This is a genomic window from Campylobacter sp. IFREMER_LSEM_CL2090, assembly GCF_025771865.1.
In the GTDB taxonomy this organism is placed as follows: Bacteria; Campylobacterota; Campylobacteria; order Campylobacterales; family Campylobacteraceae; genus Campylobacter_D; species Campylobacter_D lari_D.
In genome coordinates, this window is record NZ_JAKMRA010000002.1 from 66,902 (window position 1) to 89,532 (window position 22,631).

Genomic DNA, 22,631 nt, shown 5'->3' on the forward strand with positions numbered 1-22,631 from the left:
ATAATATGTTTCAAATTATTGTAGCTACGCTTGCTTTTTTTGGTGATTTTTTTAAAAGATATGTTATTGAAGCTAGTTTAAGAATTTCTAGTTTTGTTACGATCATTGCTATAAATTCTTTATTTTTTTTGGCTTTTTTTGCTGGTCTTTTATCGTTTGCAAAAATTATAATTTTTGTTTTTAATGAAATAAATAATTTTTTTGAATATATCAATTCTTTATTTTTAAGTTCAGATGATATATTTTTAAATGTTTTGTCTGTATTTTCATCTCTTGGATTTTTTAAGGCTTTTAATGATGTTTTTTCTGTTTTTTCTCCTATTTTAATTAGTGTTTTTGTTTTAATTTTTTCTAAACTTCTTTGGTCTGTTCTTTTTCATATTAGAAATTCTGTTTTAGCTGTAATTATTTCTATTAAGGAGTAAAAATGGCTATTACTTATATTGTTGGCAATCCTGGAAGTGGTAAAACTTATTTTGCGGTAAATAAGCTATATGAATATTTTGTTGAGCCTACTTTAAAGAATAAAAAAATATTAGGTTTTGAAATTAAAAGAAAAATTAAGACTTTTGATTATCTTTATTGCTATACTAATATAAATGGCTTAAAATTTGATATTAGCAATAAGCTTTTAAAGTTTGATTTTGATGTTTTTTATTTGTATCTATCAGAACTTTATAATTTATATTCTAATAGTGCTAATGATGATGAAATAAATATTAAAGCCAATGAATTGAAATTATTTAAATCAATGTTTATTATTGATGAGATACACAATGTTTTTAAAAATAAAGATGATAAAATTTTAATTTGGTGGTTAACATATCATCGTCATATACATCAAGAAATTATTTTAATCACTCAAGATTTAAGTTTAGTTTCTAATGAATATAAAAGAGTTGCTGAGTTTTTTTATAAAGCTTTAGATAGTGGTAAAAGAATAAGTAAAAATTCTTTTAGATACGCTCAATTTTCATCTTATAAAATGTATGGCAAAGATTTAGTTTTTAGATTTTCTTTAAAAGCTAATCAAGAAGTTTTTAATCTTTATCAGTCTGGGAAATCTAGCTCTAATAAATCTTTTTTTACTAAAATTTTTATTTTTGCTTTTATTTCTTTTTTTCTTTTAATTTTATTTTTCTATATTTTTTTAAATTATTTTAATACTAATTCAAATGATATACCTAAAATTAATTCTGATGAAAATAACTTAACTTTTAACTTTGATAATAATTCTTCATTTCCTTTATTTAAAACAAGTAATTATTTAAATGATTTTTCTGATAATGTTAAAGATTTTAATTCTACTTTTGTTTATAAGGTTAATTGTATTCAACTTGAATGTAATATTGTTGATAAGGATGATAATTCTTTTTTTAGTATTCCTAGAGATTATTTTGATGAAATTCTTAATTTTTACAATCCTGTTTTTATTCATAAAACAAAAATTTTTAAGGGATATTCTTATTTTTTAGTCTTTAAAATTGAAGTTTTTGATAATCTTAAGAAAGGTGTTAAAAAAAATGATAAATCTAATGAAAAAACAACTAGTTTTAATTCTTTTAAGTTTTAGTTTTTTATTTGGTCATACTTTTTCAAATAATATATTTGAATATGCTGAGTTAGCTTCCACTTATAATAATGTTGATATTTTGGTAAGTTCTAATATTAATCCTGATAAATATATTTTTTATACTAATAAAAATTTTCCTAATATTACTTTAGATGTTTTTGAAAGTGCTTTAAAGCTTCAAAATCTAAAGCTTGCTTTTACCGGATCTTTTTATTATGTGTATGAAAATAATTTTAAAGATAATAATTTAAGTTATTTAAAAAATAAAAATAATAATAAGAATTTAAGATATATAAGACTTAATAAAAATTCTTATGATGATATATCTTCTCTTTTAAATATTTATGATATTAATTCTACCTATATTTATCGTTCTAATTCTATTTCTTTTTTAAGTGATGATTTCATATATTCTAAGTTAAAAAGTGCTATTAATGATATTGATAGTTTTGATTTAAAACAATTAAAGTTTAAAATCACTATCTTAGAAACTAATCTTGATAATTTAAAAGATATGGGTTCTACCTTAAAAGCTCGTTTAAAAAATAATTCTATCAATAATTTTAATTTCTATGTTAATTTAATTACTATTCCTTATTCAACTGAAAATAATATTATTGAAGTTGATAAAAAGAGTTTTTATTCAACTCTTAGCTTTTTAGAAAATAAAGGTATTACCAAAATCGTTTCTAATCCTTTTTTGGTCGCTAGATCTAATTCTGAAGTGTTTTTTAGTTCTGTTCAAAATATTCCATTTTTAAAATCTACTACACAAGTTTCTAATACTGAAGTTGCTCAAAATTCAAGTTATGATTATAAAGATGTAGGATTACAAGTTAGGTTAAAACCTTTAATTATAGGTGATTTAGTTGATTTTGATTTACATTTAATTGTTGAAGATTTAATATCAAATAATAATCTAACTCCTATTACTTCTAAAAAAGAATTAAAATCATCTTATACACTTAAGCGGGGCGATTTATTGGTTTTAAGTGGAATTAATAAGCAAACTAATATTAATTATGAATCTGGTATTCCATTATTAAAAGATATTTGGCTTCTTGGTTATTTATTTAAGATAGAAAGAAATCAAGTTAGTAATACTGTCTTAACTCTCTCAATAGAAATATTATAAATTATATAAAGGTGTTGCAATGGAAAATAATTTATTTAATCAATCAATAAATTACAATCTAAAAAAAGATGGCATTATGAGCGACGCAGTCGCACATAATGACAGCTCTTGTCAATTTAATAAAAAACTCTTACCTTTAAGTTATGGACTAAGTTTAAAAGATTTAGAGCTGTGTAATTTAAAATTAGATAATCAAAGAAATTATCTTTCTAATAGATTTTATACTTCTTTTACCGGTGAAATAAAATCTTTTTTAGATTTGTCATATTCTGCCAATTTTGGTAAAAAATATTATGCTGAGCTTGTTAATCGTTGTAATGTTATTTCAAGCTTACAATTTGATTACGATCTAATGCCTGTTTTTTTGACTATTACTCTTAATGGTTGTTTTAGAAATGCTTTAAAAGGCGATTTTACTTCTTTTAAACCATTTGATAGAAAATATCTTGATTATTCTTTAAATTATAAAATAAATATTAATGAAGCTTTTACAATTAAAGATTTAATTAAACTATTAAATTATCAATGGAATTTATTTATTATGAGAATTCATAGAAAATATAAAGGTTTAAAAAAGCTTTATATCAGGTGCTTTGAACCGCATAAAAAGGACGGAGTTCCACATATTCACGCTTTAATTTATATTCCTAAATATGCGTTTAATTATACTTTTGAAATATATAAAAAAATATTCTATGCACCTCAAAACTTAAAACAAGGCAATAAACTTACAAAAGAACAAGTTTTAAATGGTGAAATTAATGGTTTTCAATGGTCTTTAAATAATCCTACCGGCTATGTTATGAAATATATTTATAAAACTTTTATTAATTTCAATGATAGACATGATTTAGATTTTTTAAGTGCGTGGTATGTTAAGCATAAAGTAAGAAGATTTTTAACTTCTAAAACTCCTGTTCCATTATGGATATATAGAAAAATTAATTTTTTTAAAAAAGATTTTTATAATTTATTTGATTTTATAAATAATGATGATTGTGTCTGTGAATGGAGTTTTGATAAGCAATATTTTTGTTTTATGAATGATAAGGAAACTATAGAGTATGATAATTGTAAATTAATTTATAAATTTATGGGAAGAATTGTATATCAGTATGAAAAAGAAAAACATCCTAAATTATATAAAAGATATAAAAAAATATCATTCAAAAAAAGAGAAAATACAGGCATTCTCTCTGTAATGAGAAATAATAAACATCCATTAAGTGATTATGCACTTATGAAATTAATTCAAAGCGATGATTTTAAATATTGTGGTATTGATGGAAAAATTTTATATCATGTGAATTTAGCTATTGAACGCGGGCTTATTGATGCTAAAAAAATAAAAATAAATGATATTGATGATTTAGAAGATTATTTGATTGAAAAAGGTTATAAATATGTCTTTTAAATCATATTCTGAATTATTTTTGAAAATTTCTCAAAATAACTATAAAGTTTCAACACATTATAAAGTTAATGGTATTATTAAAAATCGTCTTTCTTATTTTTTTGAATATGATATAAGTGAAATTAAACCATCCATTATAAAAAACTGGATAAGCAATATTAATGATGTAAGTATTAAGTCAAAAAAGCATTATTTAGGTATTTTAAGTCAGATATTTGATTTAGCTTTAGACGATGAAATAATTTTAAAAAATCCAACAAAGAATATAAAACTTCCAAAACATCAAAAAAAACGCATTAAGCCATTTTCTAAAGATGAAGTTCTAAAAATTATTGATTTTAGTAAAAAATATAATGATAAATTTCAAATATTTTTAAAATTAGGTTTTTTTACTGGTATGAGAACTGGTGAGATTTTGGCATTAAAAATAAATGATATAGATTTTAAAGCTAAAACTATAAATATAAACTCTACTCGGTCGCGATTTGGAGAAAGCACTCCTAAAACTTTTTATAGCATTCGAAAAATACCTTTATTTAATGTTATTTATAGTGATTTATATGAGTATGTTCATAAATACAAAAATAATACTTATCTTTTGGAAACTCAGTATTCAGATCCTTATAAAGATGATTATGTTTTTAGTCGAAATTATTGGAAAATAATTTTAAAAGATTTAAATTTAGAATATAGACGACTTTATTCAATGCGTCATACATTTGCAACTAATGCACTTTTATCAAAGTCTTTAAGTCCTATTGAGTTAAGTAAAATCTTAGGTCATTCAAATTGTGAAATGGTTTATAAAGTTTATGTTTCTTATATAAATAATTTAGAAAAGAATATTGATTTTGATATAAATATTTATTAAAAATAATAGTTATAATAAATAATTATAATATTAAGTATTATTTTTTTATTTCTTTCATACCCTTTTATTATGGAAAAATAGTATTCAGATAGTGGCGGACAGAGAGGGATTTGAACCCTCGAGACCCGTTAAGATCTGCACCCTTAGCAGGGGTGTGGTTTCAGCCACTCACCCATCTGTCCGTATTAAAAGGGAAAGTATATCTTATTGTTTATAAGATATACCTTAAATTTATACACTAAGATAAGCTATGATTAAAGTTATAACAAAACCAGCACCTAAAACTGCGATTTGTTTGCCTCTGTCTTTGCGTATAGCTATGATAGTGATTAAAAGTCCTGAAATATAAAGGATTATCATAGCAAGCGCAAAAGCTAACCCAAGCACAGAAAAATACCACATACCTTTGTCTTTATGAAGCAAAATCATATTTCCAAGTAAGCTTCTTTCTTTTGTGATGATTTCATAATTGTTTTCATCTATTTTAATAATACTTGCAGTATAGCTTATAGTACCAAGCTCTATACCATTACCTTTTTTGTTGAGTTTTGGTTCCAAAGATGAAGGAATTTTTAAGTTGTTTTTCTTTAAAAAGTCAATTAAAAATTCAGCTTCAGCACCCTCTTGAATAATAGCTTGAACTTTGTAATTTTGAATTTCAGCTCCACTTTCTCCATCATAACCAGCTATATAGGCAAAACCTGTGATTGCATATAAAAATGCAAGTGGTAAGAAAAATAAACTAATGTAAATGTGAATTTGTCTGAATAATTTGTTTTTATTCATTTTTACTCCTTTTTGAAAAATAATGAAAAGTATATTATCAAAAAGTGAAGTGAAAATAAAATTTTAATCTTTTTTAAATTTACGGGCTAGAGTAAAAAAGCTTCGAATGATTCCATAAAGCACATATAAACTTGCAACGATTAACGCACTTTCTAAAAAATACAGATAAAGCATAGAAAATAAAATTACTAAAAGGATTAACACCTTCAAAACATTTGCTCTTTTTAGATCGATTTTCTTAAAACTTGGATACCTTATGTTGCTTACCATTAAAAAGGCTAGAAGCATTTGGATACATATTATTATTAAAGAAAAATCATGTAAAAAATCATAATATAAATAAGCACTTACCCATAAAGCACTTACAACTGCTGCTGTTGGTATAGGTAGACCTATAAAAACCGATGGTTCATAAGTTCCTGTTGTGACATTAAATCTTGCCAAGCGTATAGCGCCAAAAACTACAAATAAACCAGCTATTAATGAGCCAAAACGACCATATTCATAACCTATGCTCATATAAAAAAGCATGGCAGGTGCTACACCAAAGGCTATTAAATCAGCTAGTGAGTCAAACTCAACTCCAAATTTAGAAGTAGAGTTGGTAGCTCTTGCAACGCGTCCATCTAAACCATCGCAAATTAATGATAAAATGATATAAATTAATGCTTTATCAAAGTTTTGATTAATAGAAGCAATCACTGAAATAATACCTAAAAATATGGAAGCGGCTGTAAAAAGATTAGGTAAAATATAAATTAGTTTAAAATTCATGGATTTAAATACCCTATTAATGTACCAATGCGTACTTTATCATTTTCATTTACGCAAATTCTAGTGTCTTTTGGAAGTAATAAACTCACACTGCCATCAAACATAAAACCTATATTTTGTCCATGGTTTAAATGATGGCCAAAATCATCAATATGAGCTTTTCTATTTAATGCTCCAAAAATAACGCGTAATGCCCATTGTTTGCTCTTGGAATTAGCTAAAAATAACATTCTTTCACCCATTAAATTTGTATTTTTCATAAATGGACATAAAAAAAGTCCATGCCTTATTCTAGTTTCTTCTATATTCATATCAAGCGGAGCTATGATATTTCCTTGGGAAAAAATATTATTGATAATTTGCACTTCTATACACTCGCCAAGCTCTTTATATGAGCTTGTTTTGATACATTTGATTTTTCCTTCTATGGGAGCTATGATAGTATTTGGATCTGCTATATAATCGATTTTACTAGTTCTAAAAAGACAAGCAAAAAATATAAAAATACACCATAAAAGCCAAGAAAATCCCCATATAAATTGAAATATTGCAAAAACTATAGCTAGAACTATAAGCAAACTCCAACCAGTTTTTGCAATAAAATTTGTTTTCATTAGTTTTCCTTAGTAGCTTCTTGCTCTTTTTCTTCTAGGCGTGTTGGAAGATTATTTTCTTCTTCATAGTTTTTAATAATCTCTCTTACTTTGGCACCATCAATAGTTTCTTCTTCATAGAGTGCTTGCACCATCACCTCTATAGCACCGCTATAGGTTTTTAAAATTTCTTTTACGCCTGCATAGCGTTCATCTAATGTTTTCTTTACATACTCATCTAAATCTTGAGCCATTTTATCAGAATAATCTTTTACAGTTTGCCCGCCACTTAAGAAAGTATTTCTTTGCTTTTCAAGTACCATTAAGCCAGCAATTTCACTCATACCATACATAGAAATCATAGCTTTGATGATATCAGTTGCACGCTCAAGGTCATTGCTTGCACCTGTTGAAATTTCTTTAATGAAAATTTCTTCAGCTGCGCGTCCTCCTAAAAGCACATCAACTTCAGCTAAAAGTTCATGTTTTTGCATTAAAAATTTATTTTCTTCAGGGGTATTGAGTGTATATCCTAAAGCTGCTAAACCACGAGGAATAACAGAAACTTTACTTACTTTTTTAGCACCTTTTGTAGTTTCAGCTATTAAAGCATGGCCGCACTCATGATAAGTTACGATTTTTTTCTCTTTATCATTAATTCTGCGTGATTTTTTCTCAAGTCCTGCTATGGCTCTTTCTACTGCCTCTACTAAGTCTTTTTGTTCCACATGTTTTTTAGAATCCCTACCTGCAAGCAAAGCTGCTTCATTAATGATATTTGCCAAATCAGCACCCGCAAGACCTGCTGTTAATCTTGCAATATCTTCTACTTTTACTTCAGGTGAAATTTTAACATCTTTCATATGGACTTTTAAAATATCACATCTACCTTTAAAATCAGGCTTATCTACTAAAACTTGCCTATCAAAACGCCCCGGTCTAAGTAATGCTGCATCAAGTACTTCAGGACGGTTTGTCGCTGCTAGTACGATTACCGGTGAGCTTTCAGTACCAAAGCCATCCATTTCTGCTAGAAGTTGATTTAAAGTTTGCTCTCTTTCATCATTTCCACCCATCATGCCACTTGCAGCACGGGATTTACCTATAGCATCGATTTCATCTATAAATACAATAGCTGGAGCTTCTTTTTTAGCATTTTCAAACAAATCTCTAACCCTGCTAGCACCAACACCAACAAACATTTCTATAAAAGATGAACCTGATACGCTAAAAAATGGCACATCAGCTTCGCCTGCTACTGCTTTTGCAAGCAAAGTTTTACCTGTACCTGGAGGGCCAACAAGCAAAAGTCCTTTTGGAATTTTTGCTCCAAGATTAATGTATCTTTCAGGATATTTTAGAAAATCAACAATTTCTTTAACTTCTTCTTTTGCTTCTTCAACACCTGCAACATCATTAAATTTAACCTTCGGTTTTTCTGAATTTACAAGTTTTTTAGAACTTCCTATACCAAGTATAGATCCACCCATATTTTTTTGCATACGAGAAGCTAAAAACATCCATATACCAAAGAAAATAAATACTGGCAAAACCCAAGAAAGTAAGATATCTATAAACCAATTGCTTTCATTAAAAGCACCATAGGAAACGCCTTTTGAGTCAAGTAAAGGAACAAAAGTAGCATCATTTGGAACTTTTTTGGTAATATATACCATATTTCCTGCTTTAGATACAGCTTTTATAGTAGTTTGACCTATATTAACTTGGGCAATTTGATTATTTTCAATTAAAGTTTTTAATTCAGAATAAGTAACTTTTTTAGTGTTTTCTCCGCCCATAATACCCATGCTACCATCATCTGAAAATCCTTTAAATAAAAGAATCATCACAATGGCAAAAATGGCAAAAATAAAAATGGGATTTTTGTTAAAAAAGTTATTATTGTTTTGATTATCTTTTAAATCATTTGGTTTTTTATTCATTATTGCAATTCCTTTTTATAAACTAAACTCAACCATTCTCCTTTGTGTTTGCATTCTAACAAAGTGAAATCTTTGAATTTATTTTTAATCCTTTCTTCATATTTATTTAATATACCAGATAAGATCAAAATTCCACCTTCTTTGGTTTTTTCTTTAAGATCTTTTTCTAGTATGATCAATATATCGGCAATGATATTTGCCACAACTATATCATATTTATGTAAGCTTTTATTAATAGAACCTACCCAAATATCATCAAAGCTAACTTGATTTAATTTTGCGTTTTCTTTACTTGCAACTATAGCTAATTCATCTGTATCGCAAGCTTGTACTTTGGCTCCAAGTTTTGCCATGATAATGCTTAAAATTCCACTTCCACAACCCACATCTAAGCAAAATTTGGAATTATCTGTATATTTTTGTAGAAATTCTATACAAGTATAAGTACTCTCATGATGTCCTGAGCCAAAAGCTAGAGCAGGATCTATAATGATATTAATTTTATCTTGTTTAGCTTCTTGCCAAGTGGTGTGAATATGGATATTATCGATCGTCAAAGCTTGTATACCTTTTTTATACTCTTCTATCCAATTTTTATTTTCTTTTTTTTCTAAGGTAGAGTGGAAATTAATATGAGTATTTAGTTTTTGACATAATTTTTGATGAAAATCATGCAAGGCTATTTTAATGAGTTCTATATCTTCTTCTGATCTTATATAAATACCATTGTTTTTTTCTTCTATAGCGTCTATCTCTAGAGAAAAGATAAGATCAAGGAATAAATCTAAATATTCCTTGTCTGTTTGAAAAAAAAGTTCGTAATAATGTGTTTGCATAAAAACTTATAATTAGCCTTCGTTTGTTCCTAAAACATCTTCAAGTTTTTCTTTTAACACTTGAGGAGTAAAAGGTTTTACAATATAGTTATTTACGCCTGCTTTTAAGGCGGTAATAACTTCTGCTTTACCACCTTCTGTAGTTACCATAATAATTGGCATATCAGCATATTTTTCTTCTGCTCTTACTTTTTTTACTAATTCCAAGCCATTCATTTCAGGCATATTCCAGTCAGTAATTAAAATTTTAATATCATCATTTTGTGAAAGTAAATCCCAAGCTTCAACCCCGTGTTCAGCTTCTAAAACATCCTTGTGGCCTAATCTTACAAGGGTATTTTTGATTATTCTTCTCATGGTAGAACTATCATCAACTACTAATAACTTCACTTTTTTTCCTTTATCTTGATGTAATTACATAAAACTGTAATTGTATCGTTTTTATTTTTATTAATCAATTAAAAGTTTATATTATATCATTTTAAAATAAAATTAGAATTTAATCACTCTCCGTTTTTATTGTGATTAAATTCAGGCACAATCTCCTTTAAAACTTTTGCAGGATCTGTGCTTTGGAGTAATTTTTCTATTTCTTGATTTAAAATTTTTAAATCTTTAAGATCACTAGTGGTAACAAATATACTTTCATATTGAGTTTTTAAATCATTTTCATGGATTAAAAGCTCTTCGTAAAGTTTTTCACCTTTTCTAAGTCCAGTGATTTTGATTTCTAACTTTTTATTAGAAAGCAAAAGCATTTTTTTAGCTAAATCCATGATTTTAACAGGCTCACCCATATCAAGTACAAATAATTCCCCACCTTTGGCAATAGCCGCAGCTTGTAAAACAAGTTGCACAGCCTCATCTACTAACATAAAATAACGCACTATATCAGGATGAGTAAGAGTAAGTGGCTCATTAGCTGCAATTTGAGCTTTAAATTTAGGTATTACACTTCCACTTGACCCTAAAACATTACCAAAACGCACACAAGCTACTTCAAAATTTTCACAACTTGAGCTTAATGTATAAAGTTCACAAATTCTTTTTGTGCAACCCATGATGTTAGTCGGTCTTACAGCCTTATCAGTGCTTATCATAACAAATTTAGCAACCTTATAAGCTTTTGCAAGATCGATTAAATTTTTAGTACCTATGATGTTATTTAAAATAGCTGAATGTGGATTTTGCTCACATAAAGGCACATGTTTGTAAGCTGCTGCATGTAAAATTAAATCTATGTTTTTTTCTTGTAAAAGTTTTTCCAATGCTTCTTTGTCTAATATACTCATCATAATAGGTTCGATTTTTTCTTTATGTAAGCTTAATTCTTCATTTATTTTATATAAATTATACTCACTATGATCAAGCATGATTAAGTGTTTTGCACCAAATTTAATGCATTGTTTGCAAAGCTCACTTCCTATTGTTCCACCAGCTCCACTAACTAAAACTACTTTATCTTTGATAAAATCAATCACGCAAGCATTATCCAAATCTTTTGGCTTACGCGCTAATAAATCTTCGATACTTATATCTCTTGCTTCATTTTGCGTAAAAGAAAAAAGCTTTATATCGTTAATCCCATAAGCAATGAGTTCGTCAAAAAGCTTTTTTAATTCTTCTTGCTCAAGTTTTAAAGCAATGATAGCAGTATGAATTCCTTCAGCGGTATATTTTCTGATTGCTTCTTTTTCTTCAACTATAAATTTATCACAATAAGTACCTATTAAATTTTTACGCTCATCTACCACAGCTACAGGGAAAAGTCCTAAGCTCCCTTCTTTAGCTCCTTTTAATAAATGCAAAGCCTTTGAAGTGGCGCCAACTACTATACAAGGATGTTCTTCATTGTATTTTGGCTTTCTAAAATCAACTATCATTCTTTTGCTTATACGCAAACTTCCAATTAGCATACAAGATAAAACAAAGTCTATTCCTATAACGCTTCTTGGAAAAGGATTAAAAAAATCATCATAAAAATAATAAATTGCTAAAAATACAAGCTCAGCCAAAGCTAAAGCGATGACTAATTTACGCGCTTCATTAAGGGAGAAAAATCTCCAAGCAACTTGATAAATTTTAAAAAAAGCTAGAAAAATGATTTTAAGTAAAATCAAAATCACAGCACTTTTAAACATACCTTCATAAAATTCACTTGGGATGTCTGCGCTAAAGCGTAAAGAAAAAGACAAATAAATACTTATAACAAAAAGTAAAATATCAGCGCCTAGAAAAAATCCTAAGCGTTTGCTTTTATAATCCATCTGAGTCCTTTAAGGTGTTTAAGATTAAAGTAGAAACTTCCTCTACATCAGCTTTGCTCATAGTAGTTGCACTTGGAAGGCAAATTCCATTACTAAAGAAAAACTCACTATTACCATTTAAGTAAGCATCGCAACCTTTGTAAAGTTCTTGCAAATGCATTGGCTTCCAAAGTGGACGGCTTTCGATTTTATTATCTTTTAAAACTTGTATGATTTTTAAAATTTTATCTTGAATTTGAACATTTTTATTTTCACATATACAATGTTTTTCATAAGTATTAAGTTTATTTAAATCAAAATCAAGTAAGGCAGTGCTTAACCAGCGATTTGACTTGGTATTTTCAAGCTCATCTAAAAAAGTAAAAGTTCCACTTAAAAATTCTTTATACCAGCTATAAATTTCACGCTTTTTACTCACTCTTTCTTCTAAAACTTCCATTTGAGCAGTGCCGATTGCACCTAAGATATTACTCATTCTATAATTATAGCCATATTCTTTATGCTCATAATGAAGGCAATTTTCTCTAGCTTGGGTACTATAAAATCTTGCTTTTTCAAGATTAGCATGATTTTCACTCACAAGCATGCCACCACCACCTGTTGTGATGATTTTATTACCATTAAAAGAATATACTCCAAAATCCCCAAAAGTACCTAAAGCTTTATTTTTGTAAAAACTTCCCAAAGCTTCAGCAGCATCTTCGATTAAAAAAATCTCATTTTCTTTACAAATTTGGACGATCTCATCCATTTTAGAAGCATTACCATAAAGGTGTGTTAAAATGAGAGCTTTTGGCTTTTTAGGACTTTCTTTGATAGCTTTTTTTAATAAATTTACATCTAAATTATAAGTTTCATCACAATCAATAAATACAGGCGTAGCATTCATGTAAGAAATAGGCGCTACTGAAGCAATAAAGGTAAAACTTGAAGCTAGAACTATATCGCCTTCTTTGATGCCCAAAACTCTTAAAGCTAAATGAATAGCTGCAGTGGCTGCATTTAGAGCAAGTGCGTTAGAACTTTTTGTATAATCTTTAATACTTTGTTCTAAGGCATTAACAAACTCACCCAAAGGTGCTATATAATTACTTTCAAAAGCTTTGTGTATGTATTCTAATTCTTTTCCACTCATATGTGGTGCTGATAGAAAAAATCTCATTTTACCTCCTTTATTTTCTTGGCAGGAACTCCAGCATAAATGCCTTTAGAAGTTAAGTTTTTAACTACAACTGCTCCTGCGCCTAAAGTTATATCATCATATAAACTTATACAAGGAATAACACTTGAATTAACTCCTAAAAAACAACGCTTTCCTATTTTTACATTTCCTGTTAGTTTAGCTCCAACACTAATATGGCTAAACTCATCTACAAAACACTCATGCTCAATCACACAAGCAGTATTTAAAATCACACCTTTTGCAATACTAGCTTTAGCATTAACTACGACATTTGGCATGATTAAAATACCCTCATCATCTAAAAAAGCACTTGGGCTAATAATAGCACTTTTGTGTATCAAATTAACTAATCTAAATCCATCATCTTTTGCTTTTTTGAAAAGTTTTTCTCTAATAGAGTTTGCGCCAATAGCAATAAACATATCGTGTTTTTCTAAATTGGAGTGATATTTTAAGCCTTTATTATCATCTAAAAAGATGATTTTTTCATATCCTAAATTTCTAGCTACATCAGCACAGACTAAACCATGCCCACTAGAACCATATATATAAATACTTTTAGTTGTGTCCATTGAATTTATCCGTTGTAGCTACTCCTTCTTTATTAACCCCGCTTCTTTTTAAAACTTTAATAATGGTCATAAAAAAGATTTTAAGATCAAATAAAAAAGAGCAATTTTGCACATATTCTACATCATATTTAAATTTTTGCTCCCAAGAAATAGCATTGCGTCCATTAATCTGTGCCCAACCTGTAATGCCTGGTCTTACATCGTGGCGTTTTTTTTGCTCTTGATTGTATAAGGGCAAGTATTCTACAAGTAAAGGTCTTGGGCCTATGAAGCTCATATCGCCTTTTAATACATTAAAAAGCTGCGGTAATTCATCTAAACTCAAGCTTCTAACTAGCTTACCAAAAGGCTTTAAGCGTAATTCATCAGGAAGTAATTCTCCATTTTCATCGGTTTCATCACTCATAGTTTTAAATTTATAAATATAAAAAATTTTTTCATTTAATCCTGGTCTTGCTTGTTTAAAAAGCACACTTCCTTGAACGATTTTTAAAACAATACCTATAAGCACTATAAAGGGTAAAAAAATAATCAATAAAATCAAAGCTAAAAAAAAGTCAAAAACACGCTTGAAACCATTTTTATACATTTGTAAAACCCCTATAAAAGTCAAGATATTTCAAAGCTATGATATTTTCATCATAATTTTGCGCTCTAAGAAAAGCATTTTGCGCTAAAGTATTTTTTAGTTTTTCATCTTCTAGTAAAACTGCTATTTTTTCAGCTAAATCCTTGCTATCTTTGCTTTTACAAATTAAACCGTCTATGGCATTATTCACTGCTTCAATGCAACCCTCAGCATCACTTACCACGCATGCTTTTTTACAAGCTTGTGCTTCTAAAACCGTTCTTGGATAGCCTTCTTTATAACTTGGTAAAACAAAAATATCGCATAAATTTAATAAATGTGCAATATCACTTCTTGCGCCAAGATAAAAAACATCATTTGAGTTTAAAAATTCTAATGGTGCACAAGATTTATTATCATCTCTTCCACCCACTAAAACAAAATTTGCCTTATCTTTTAAAATTTGGCTTGCTTCATAAAATTCTTTAATTCCTTTATGCCAAAGTGCTCTTGAAATCATTAAAACGATAGGTTTATCAGGCATATTGTGTTCTTTTAAAAAAGCTTGTTTTTCTTCTGTGCTAATTTTTAAAGGTAAAAATTGTTTTAAATTTAGCCCTACGGATTTTATGATTTTGATTTTTTCTTCTTTTAAGCCTAAATTTTTCATAAATAAAGCATTGCTTTCATTGACAAAAATAAAACCATTAGCAAGTTTAAAAGAAATTTTATAAAGTAAATTAATACTCATTCTTACTAATTTGCTTTTAAAATCATCATCTATGTAAAAACTTCCTAAGCCTTCAACCAAACCAAAAGTGTATTTAATACCCGCCATTTTAGCCGCTATAATACCTGTTGTATTGCTTTTGTGAGCGCTTGTTTGTAAAAGATCTAAATTTAAGCTTTTGAGTGTATTTTTTAAACTAAGTAGATTTTTAAAAACAATTAAAGGATTGACACTTGATCTAGCTAAATCATAAAAGCAAATCTTATAGCCTAGCTCTTGTAACTTAATAGCAAAATCATCTTTTGGAGTGATGATTATAACTTCATGATTATTTTTTTCTAAAGCTCTAATGAGTGCAAGACGAAAATAATACACACTCATTGCGCTATGGGTTAAAATTCCTATTTTCATCTTTTTAGCCTATAAATTTTTGCTCTTGCATCATTAGTGACTTGCTCAAATAAATCTTGATCGTATTGATTTAATAAAAACATTTGTATGTAGGCACTATTATAAAGATTTTCATCTAAAATCACAAAGCTTTTATATTCTCTTAAAAAGAGTAAATAAATTTGAGCTTTTGAATCAATTTCATTGTAATAAAATTTGCCATTAGTGATGGATTCTATATCTACAAAAGCTTTTAAAGGTATAGTTGTACCTTCTAGTTTTAAAGCTCTAAAATCATTAATAATTTCTACTCCATTATCAAGCATAACAGAACCTGTTGTTTTATCTTGAGCTATGGCATTAGCTTGAGAGAAAAATAAACTTTTTTCTTGCTCTCCATTGTCAGGATTTGTATTTGCAAATTGTGCTACCACGGGCATGATACGCAACATTCTATAAGGCATGTAAATATATACATCTCTAGTTTTATTGGTATCAAATTTAAAATCTTTATCATTTAAACTTTCTAAAAAATCTTTAGCACTTGTTTGGTTATAATCTTTTACCATAGCTTTTAAAACATCAGGATAATTTTCTTTGAAAGATTTTTCAGTGTATTCTACGCTAAGTCTTGCCATGTTAGCTGCTGGAATTTGTTCTTTACTTAAGACAAAAGATGAGAAAAAATTATCTTTTCCTAAGTGTTTTCCACCATCAATTAAGGTTTTTACATCGCTATAATAGCGTATTGGATAACCATAATCCCACCAAGCAACGACATAATCTTCTCTTTGAGCTTTATTTTTTAAATCATTTAAAATACTAGCTTCATAAGAAGTAAAAACAGTAGAGGATTTATAATAATAAATATGCATTAGGGCAGGGCTTATACTAAAAAATGCAATGAGTATGAGCAAGATATTTTTATTTTTTAGATTAAGTTTGATTTGTTTTTTTTCTAAAAAATTAAAAAAAGTATATAAAAAATACCCAAAACCCAAAGCCATCACAGGAACTGCATAAATGGTAAATCTAAGTCCAGCTCTTAAAGCCATAAAACCTAGTGCAAGCATAGGTAGAGCTAAAAGCATACTTTTGTGATCTTTGCAAAGTAAGATAAAACCTATAAAAGAAAGGATAAATACTAAAACACTAGAGCTAATTCTTTGCATAAATACTTCAGGATCGATAGTATTTACTTCCATAATAGTTTCATTAACATTAAAATACATAAAGGCAGCATCTTTTAAATTTTGCACATCAGAAGCTTTGAAAACATAAAATTTAAGTTGATATAAAACAGGATCTAAACCACCACTTAAATGTAATATCAAAATGCTAATAAAAATCAAAGCCCAAACCATATAAAAATTAATTTTTTCTTCTTTAAAGGCAAAAATAGCAAATAACAATACAATTAAAGCAAGTTTATATTGCCATGCTAGCATACTTAAAGCTATGATCATTAAAGCAATAGCTAGATAAAAAATCTTTTCTTTTCTATGAAATACTAAAGTATAAAGACCAAAAAGTCCTATCATGGCAAAATTTAAAGAATAACTTGATGGATACCACCACAAATAAATCATGATGAAAACCGGACTTAAAAGTAGGGTAAAAATGTCTTTATTAATAGTTAAGCGTATAAAGGTAAGCAAAATAAGCATTGGTAAAACTAACACTAGCATATCAGTATCATAATACCCGCTCATAGTGCGGTTATAATAACTATTTGCAATACTTCCAAGTAAGGCTGCTATAAAGCCATAGGTAGTGAGTTTATATTCTCTTGCGATTAATATAATAGGCACAACAATCAAAGAAGCAAAAAAAGTACTCATATATAAAATAATACTTTCAAAGCTAAAAGGTAAAATACTATAAAGCCAATAAGTTAAAGTAGAAAGTGAGCTTCCAAAATAAGATAAGTCATTAGGTTGGTGAAAACCTGCTATCATATCTCTTGCACCTTCTGCAAAAGCATAGCCATCATTAGTAGTAATCATAAGTTGATCATTAAAGAAAAACTCATAAAACTCACTTGCCCAAGCCACCCAGTATAATCTACACAAAACACTAAAAGTAAAGGCTATAAGGATTAAAATACAGGTATATTTTATAGAATTATTATCAGTGAAATTTTGTTGTAGTTTCATTTTATGCCTTGTTGAAAAATTCAAATAATTGCTTTGCTATGCTAATTTTATCAAATTCTTTTGCACGCAAAAAAGCCTTTTGTCTATATGAAGCTTTTAGTGCTTCATCATTGCACATTTTTTCTAAGCCTTCTTGCATGGCTTTTTCATCATCTACTTTTACTAAAAGTCCAAACTCATCATCTAAAAATAGCTCCCTTGCGCCACTTTTATGATCAGTGCAAAGTACGGCAGTATTACAAGCTAGGCATTCGATTAAAACATTGGAAAAACCTTCAAAACTTGAAGCAAAAGCAAAAAAGTCACATTTGCTCATGTATTTATAAGGATTTTTATCAAAACCTAGTAAAAAGACTTTATCTTTTAAATTTAAAGTTTCTATTAAAGCTAAAAGCTCATCTTTTAAAATGCCCTCGCCCAAAATGACTAATTTTAAATCAGTTTTAACTTTTGCATAAGCTCTTATAAGCATAGCATGATTTTTACCACGATCAAGCCTACCAACACTTAATATAAAAGGATCTTTAAAGTCTATTTTTTCTTTAGATTTTTCTATAATGTTTTCTAAGTCTATGGCATTGTATAAAATATCGCATTTTTTAGCCTCTATATTGAAATTTTGTATTAAATCTTCTTTGTTTCCTATAGAATTTGCTAAGATTAAATCTGCTTTATTGTAAAGTTTTTTAATAAGAAATTTATTGATAAAAGAATTTAGATTATTATGTTTATAAATTACACTTGGAGTGGTGCATTCATTGATAATAAGGGTTGATTTAAGTCCTAGGGATTTTGCCATTAACGCAATATAATTAGGTCTATTTAATAATACAAATTGCAAGTTGATTTTTAAATCTTCACAAAGTTTTTTGTATTTTATAGCTAGCAAGGGTAGTTTTAAAAATTTAGCTAAGTTACTTTCACTTGGACTTGATTTTTCAAGGTAGTGGATATTAACTTCAGGAATATCATATGATATTTTATCATTCATTAAAATTAAATGTATTTCATATTTTAAATTTAACACAGGTAATAGCGTAGATACAACCCTTTCAGCGCCACCACTTCCTAAAGAATAAATAAAAATTGCTAGTTTTTTCATTTTAAACCCTTACTTCTTTGATTAAATCAAGCCATTTTTGTGCTACATTGGCCACTTCATAATCTTTACATCGTTGCTGTGCATTAAGCGCTAGTGTTTTTCTTAAATTTTCATCTTGCATTAAAAGTGCGAGTTTTTCGCTTAAAGCTTTTTCATCATCTAAATCTACTAAAAATCCATCTTTTCCATCATCAATTAAATCTTTATGACCGCTTGTGTATTTAGTGCTAATGCGCGCTACTTGATAATATAAACTTTCAAGCAAAACCGTTGGCAAGCCTTCTATGAAAGAGCAAAGGCAGATTATTTTTGCTTTTTTATAAAATTCTTGCATATTTTCAACTTTACCTAGAAAATTAACTTTGATATTTAAATTCTTGGCTTCTTGTTCTAAATCTTGTCTTAATTCTCCATCGCCTGCTATGAAAAAATTGTATTGATTTTGTAAATTTGTATCTAGCCTTGCTATGGCTTTTAAAAACATAGAAGCATTTTTATTATGATCAAGTCTGCCTACGAAAATGACATTATTTTCTTTTTCTAAATTTTCTTTAATAGGGCTAAAATGACAAGGATTTGGCATATTGATAACTTTTTTAACAAAGTTTTCATAGTAATTTTTATCATCATTACTTAGCACGGTTAAAGCATTTGCATGAGGAAAACTTATACGGCGTAAAAACTTCCAAATTTTAGATTTTAAATAAGTATAAGAGCTATGCTCGCTAATGATTAAAGGTGTATTAGAACCTTTGTTTGCCCAAATGCAAGCAATATTAGTTGTATCTAAAAATGAGATAAAAACATCGCTTTTATGATCTTTAAGTGCTTGTTTTAAGGCTTTGAATTTTTTAATGCGTGAGGCTATTTTATTATAAAGAGTGGAAAAGTCAAACTGCTCTAGGGTAAAAAGTTTGATTTTTGGCTCAAGCTTGTAAAAAGAGTCTTCTTTGTGGAATTTAATAATATTTATTTCATGATTTTTACAAAGTTCATTAGCTAAAGTGACTAATACTCTTTCAGCGCCGCCTGAATTTAAAGTAGCTATGATGAAAGTGATTTTCATGCTTGTTCCTTTAAATGCCCATATTTTACTTCAAATACTCTATCACAACCTTGTATAGTTGAGAGCCTATGGGCTATGATGATGAGGGTTTTGTCTTTTGAAATTTTATAGATTTCTTCCATGATTTTTGCTTCACTTTCTTGATCAAGAGCACTAGTTGCTTCATCTAAAACTAAAATTTCAGGTTGTTGGTAAAGCGCTCTTGCTATGGCTATTCTTTGTCTTTGGCCTCCACTTAAAAACGAACCTGAATCACCTACCTTAGTATGCACTCCATCTTCAAGTGAATTTACAAAGCTTTCAAGATTAGCTTGTTTGATTACCTTATGTAAAAGCGCTTCATCTACTTCTTCTCCAAAGCTAATATTTTTAGCAATAGAATCATTAAAAAGATAAATTTGCTGAGGTATGTAGCCAATTTTACTTCTAAAACTTTTTATATTGCTCTCATCAAGCTTAATTCCATCTACAAAAATAGCTCCATCGCTTGGTTTTAAAAGCCCTATGATAAGATCGACTAAAGTGCTTTTACCACTTCCACTTTTACCTATAAAAGCGATTTTTTCATTTTTCTTAAGCTCAAAATTTAAATTTTTAAATAAATTTTTCTTACCCTTATAAGCAAAGAAAAGATTTTTCAAAACGATTTTTTCTTTAAATTCAATACTTTCATCGCCTAGCTTTTCTTCTTTTTCATTGAGCATGTTATAAATAATATCTAAAGAGTTTTTATAATATGTGATTTCATTATAACTTGTGATGATACGATTAGCACTTGGCATAAGCCTATAAAGAGCTACCACAAAAATAGTAATAGTTGCTAAGATAGAGGAAATATCACTTTCATATCTTAAAACTAAATACACCACAATAAAACAAAGCATACAAAAACCTATACCTTCAAGGTAAATTCTAGGAATGCTTGACATGCTTTCATTGCTAATATTTGCTTTGGCAAAAAGCCCACTTTGAATTTCATAAAGCTTTTGTGTGCTTTGTTCTTTGGTTTTGAGTTTGATGATTTTAAGGTTGTTTAAATTTGCATTTAAAATTTCAAAATAATTTTTCATCGCCTCTTCTCTAGCTATGGAAGCTTTTTTTACCAAGGGTGAGAGGATTTTAATCAAAATAAAAGCATTTAAAAGTAAAAAAGCACTTAAAGCTAGGGTGATTTTATAGTTGATAATTAGCAATAAAGTATAAAGTAAAAACACCACAAAGCTTTCACTTAGCATAAGTAAAAAAGCACTAATTAAAGTGCTTAAATGAAATACTTCTTGAGTGATAGTTTTTAAAAGTTCTGATTGATTTTTGTTAGTAAAATTTTCATATTCAAGGTGTAGGTATTTATCAAAAATACGACAAGCAAGGCTGTGGTAACGCCCTTTAGAAAAGCGCGCAAGCAAATGAAAATAAAAGGCATTTAAAAAGGCTCTAAAAATATAAAAGGCGATTAATATACAGCCAAAATAAGCAATAATCTTATAACTTGGTAAATTTAAATACTCATATACAGGTTGAAAATAGGAGCTTTTTTCTAAAAGCTCAAAATTACTCGCCACTGATACAAAAGGCATGATTAAAGAAATAGCAAAGCTTTCTATAAATCCTATAAAAATAGAAAAAATTAGCAAAGCAAATAAAAATTTCTTATCATGGGCATTGAGTATGAAAAAAAGTTTTTTTAACACTGTTTTTCCCACTCATAAGCACTTTTACAGATTAATTCTAAATTATCATATTTTGGTTTCCAATTAGTTAGGGTTTTGATTTTATCAGCATTTGAAATAAGCACAGAAGGATCTCCAGCTCTTTTTGGTGCAAGTTCTACTGTGAAATCCACCCCGCTTACTTTTTTCATAGTTTCAATAACTTCTTTTACGCTAAAGCCATGTCCATAGCCTACATTGAAAATATTACTTTCATTGTTTTCTAGGTATTCTAAAGCAGCTAAATGCGCACTTGAAATATCATCAACATGGATAAAATCTCTAATACAAGTGCCATCTTTAGTATTATAATCATCGCCAAAAATATAAAGCTTTTCTCTTTTTCCTGTGGCTACTTCAGCAGCAACCTTGATAAGTAAAGTAGCTTTTGGATAGCGTTGACCTATAGGATAACTCATGCAAGCACCTGCTACATTGAAGTATCTTAAAATGCAGTATTTAAATTCAGGATTAGCCATATTAGCATCTTGCAAGACTTTTTCGCTCATTAGTTTGCTTTGTCCATAAGGATTAATCGGTGCTAATGGACTTTGCTCATCTACGATAGGAGTTTGTGGCTCTCCATAAGTCGCTGCAGTTGAAGAAAAAATGAATTTTTTCACACCTGTTTCTAGACAAGTTTGGATTAAGTTACTTGTATTTGCGGTATTGTTCATATAGTATTTTAAAGGATTTTCCATACTTTCAGGAACTTCGATACTAGCTGCAAAATGCACAATTGCATCAAATTTTTCTTCTTTGAAAAGTTTTTTAATCCCAGCATAATCACTTAAATCTTGCTCAAAAAACTTAAAAGGTCTGATTTTAGAAAGTTCATCCAAACTTTTTTTGCTACCTTTTGAAAGATTATCTAATACACAAATTTCATGATTTGTTTCTAAAAATTGTTTTAAAGTATGAGAGCCTATGTATCCTGCGCCACCGGTGATTAAAATTTTCATT

At 28.3% G+C, this 22,631-nt stretch carries 21 protein-coding genes and 1 tRNA gene; 5 read left to right on the forward strand and 17 right to left on the reverse strand.

Translation table 11 applies throughout. From position 1 onward, the window contains the following. Positions 1-5: 5 nt before the first annotated feature. From L8V85_RS01530 to L8V85_RS01550, 5 genes are read left to right on the forward strand one after another with little or no spacing between them, the layout of a single operon-like run. The gene (locus tag L8V85_RS01530) at positions 6-425 is read left to right on the forward strand and encodes a hypothetical protein (RefSeq protein ID WP_133319747.1); all 420 of its coding nucleotides are present in this window, start codon (positions 6-8) and stop codon (positions 423-425) included. Between the two features lie 2 nt (positions 426-427). After that, positions 428-1,573, forward strand: coding sequence for a zonular occludens toxin domain-containing protein (locus tag L8V85_RS01535; RefSeq protein WP_133319746.1), 1,146 nt, complete (start codon positions 428-430; stop codon positions 1,571-1,573). Next, the gene (locus tag L8V85_RS01540) at positions 1,536-2,708 is read left to right on the forward strand and encodes a type II secretion system protein GspD (RefSeq protein WP_263666381.1); all 1,173 of its coding nucleotides are present in this window, start codon (positions 1,536-1,538) and stop codon (positions 2,706-2,708) included. Before L8V85_RS01535 ends, L8V85_RS01540 begins: the two co-directional genes overlap by 38 nt. A 19-nt stretch (positions 2,709-2,727) precedes the next feature. After that, positions 2,728-4,122: a hypothetical protein gene (locus tag L8V85_RS01545; RefSeq protein WP_263737330.1), complete on the forward strand. Its 1,395-nt coding sequence runs from the start codon at positions 2,728-2,730 to the stop codon at positions 4,120-4,122. Then, complete coding sequence (locus L8V85_RS01550) at positions 4,112-4,993, forward strand: tyrosine-type recombinase/integrase (protein WP_133319745.1); 882 nt, start codon at positions 4,112-4,114, stop codon at positions 4,991-4,993. The genes L8V85_RS01545 and L8V85_RS01550 overlap by 11 nt, the downstream gene beginning before the upstream one ends. A 92-nt stretch (positions 4,994-5,085) precedes the next feature. Here the strand turns inward: L8V85_RS01550 and L8V85_RS01555 are convergent. The 17 genes from L8V85_RS01555 to galE form a co-directional block, all read right to left on the reverse strand. After that, positions 5,086-5,175 (reverse strand) — tRNA-Ser (locus L8V85_RS01555). Between the two features lie 49 nt (positions 5,176-5,224). Beyond that, on the reverse strand, positions 5,225-5,779 hold the full coding sequence (locus tag L8V85_RS01560; RefSeq protein WP_263737331.1) for a hypothetical protein: 555 nt from the start codon (positions 5,777-5,779) through the stop codon (positions 5,225-5,227). Positions 5,780-5,842: 63 nt separating this feature from the next. Then, entirely contained in the window at positions 5,843-6,553 is a 711-nt protein-coding gene (gene pssA, locus L8V85_RS01565; RefSeq protein ID WP_263737332.1) for a CDP-diacylglycerol--serine O-phosphatidyltransferase, read from the reverse strand. Next, the gene (locus L8V85_RS01570) at positions 6,550-7,167 is read right to left on the reverse strand and encodes a phosphatidylserine decarboxylase (RefSeq protein ID WP_263737333.1); all 618 of its coding nucleotides are present in this window, start codon (positions 7,165-7,167) and stop codon (positions 6,550-6,552) included. The genes pssA and L8V85_RS01570 overlap by 4 nt, the downstream gene beginning before the upstream one ends. Continuing rightward, positions 7,167-9,089 (reverse strand): ATP-dependent zinc metalloprotease FtsH, encoded by a 1,923-nt coding sequence (gene ftsH, locus L8V85_RS01575; RefSeq protein WP_263664935.1) that lies wholly within the window; start codon positions 9,087-9,089, stop codon positions 7,167-7,169. The genes L8V85_RS01570 and ftsH overlap by 1 nt, the downstream gene beginning before the upstream one ends. Then, a complete protein-coding gene (locus tag L8V85_RS01580) occupies positions 9,089-9,925 on the reverse strand; it encodes a 50S ribosomal protein L11 methyltransferase (protein WP_133319740.1) in 837 nt (278 codons plus the stop codon). The genes ftsH and L8V85_RS01580 overlap by 1 nt, the downstream gene beginning before the upstream one ends. A gap of 12 nt (positions 9,926-9,937) precedes the next feature. Beyond that, positions 9,938-10,315: a chemotaxis response regulator CheY gene (locus L8V85_RS01585; RefSeq protein ID WP_039619063.1), complete on the reverse strand. Its 378-nt coding sequence runs from the start codon at positions 10,313-10,315 to the stop codon at positions 9,938-9,940. Between the two features lie 113 nt (positions 10,316-10,428). Then, positions 10,429-12,192 carry a UDP-N-acetylglucosamine 4,6-dehydratase (configuration-retaining) gene (gene pglF, locus L8V85_RS01590; RefSeq protein ID WP_263666384.1) on the reverse strand — a complete coding sequence of 588 codons (1,764 nt, stop codon included), beginning with the start codon at positions 12,190-12,192 and terminating at the stop codon, positions 10,429-10,431. After that, the gene (gene pglE / locus L8V85_RS01595; RefSeq protein WP_263737334.1) at positions 12,182-13,354 is read right to left on the reverse strand and encodes a UDP-N-acetylbacillosamine transaminase; all 1,173 of its coding nucleotides are present in this window, start codon (positions 13,352-13,354) and stop codon (positions 12,182-12,184) included. The genes pglF and pglE overlap by 11 nt, the downstream gene beginning before the upstream one ends. Then, complete coding sequence (pglD, locus tag L8V85_RS01600) at positions 13,351-13,947, reverse strand: UDP-N-acetylbacillosamine N-acetyltransferase (protein WP_263673355.1); 597 nt, start codon at positions 13,945-13,947, stop codon at positions 13,351-13,353. The genes pglE and pglD overlap by 4 nt, the downstream gene beginning before the upstream one ends. After that, positions 13,934-14,536, reverse strand: coding sequence for an undecaprenyl phosphate N,N'-diacetylbacillosamine 1-phosphate transferase (gene pglC / locus L8V85_RS01605; RefSeq protein ID WP_263737335.1), 603 nt, complete (start codon positions 14,534-14,536; stop codon positions 13,934-13,936). Before pglC ends, pglD begins: the two co-directional genes overlap by 14 nt. Then, positions 14,529-15,656: a N,N'-diacetylbacillosaminyl-diphospho-undecaprenol alpha-1,3-N-acetylgalactosaminyltransferase gene (pglA, locus tag L8V85_RS01610; RefSeq protein WP_263737336.1), complete on the reverse strand. Its 1,128-nt coding sequence runs from the start codon at positions 15,654-15,656 to the stop codon at positions 14,529-14,531. The genes pglC and pglA overlap by 8 nt, the downstream gene beginning before the upstream one ends. Then, positions 15,653-17,791: an STT3 domain-containing protein gene (locus L8V85_RS01615; protein ID WP_263737337.1), complete on the reverse strand. Its 2,139-nt coding sequence runs from the start codon at positions 17,789-17,791 to the stop codon at positions 15,653-15,655. The genes pglA and L8V85_RS01615 overlap by 4 nt, the downstream gene beginning before the upstream one ends. A 1-nt stretch (position 17,792) precedes the next feature. Continuing rightward, positions 17,793-18,893, reverse strand: coding sequence for a glycosyltransferase (locus L8V85_RS01620; RefSeq protein WP_263737338.1), 1,101 nt, complete (start codon positions 18,891-18,893; stop codon positions 17,793-17,795). A 1-nt stretch (position 18,894) separates the two neighbouring features. After that, entirely contained in the window at positions 18,895-19,959 is a 1,065-nt protein-coding gene (locus L8V85_RS01625; RefSeq protein ID WP_263737339.1) for a glycosyltransferase, read from the reverse strand. Continuing rightward, complete coding sequence (locus L8V85_RS01630) at positions 19,956-21,650, reverse strand: ABC transporter ATP-binding protein (RefSeq protein ID WP_263737340.1); 1,695 nt, start codon at positions 21,648-21,650, stop codon at positions 19,956-19,958. Before L8V85_RS01630 ends, L8V85_RS01625 begins: the two co-directional genes overlap by 4 nt. After that, complete coding sequence (gene galE, locus L8V85_RS01635) at positions 21,644-22,630, reverse strand: UDP-glucose 4-epimerase GalE (RefSeq protein WP_012661952.1); 987 nt, start codon at positions 22,628-22,630, stop codon at positions 21,644-21,646. The genes L8V85_RS01630 and galE overlap by 7 nt, the downstream gene beginning before the upstream one ends. Position 22,631: the final 1 nt, after the last annotated feature.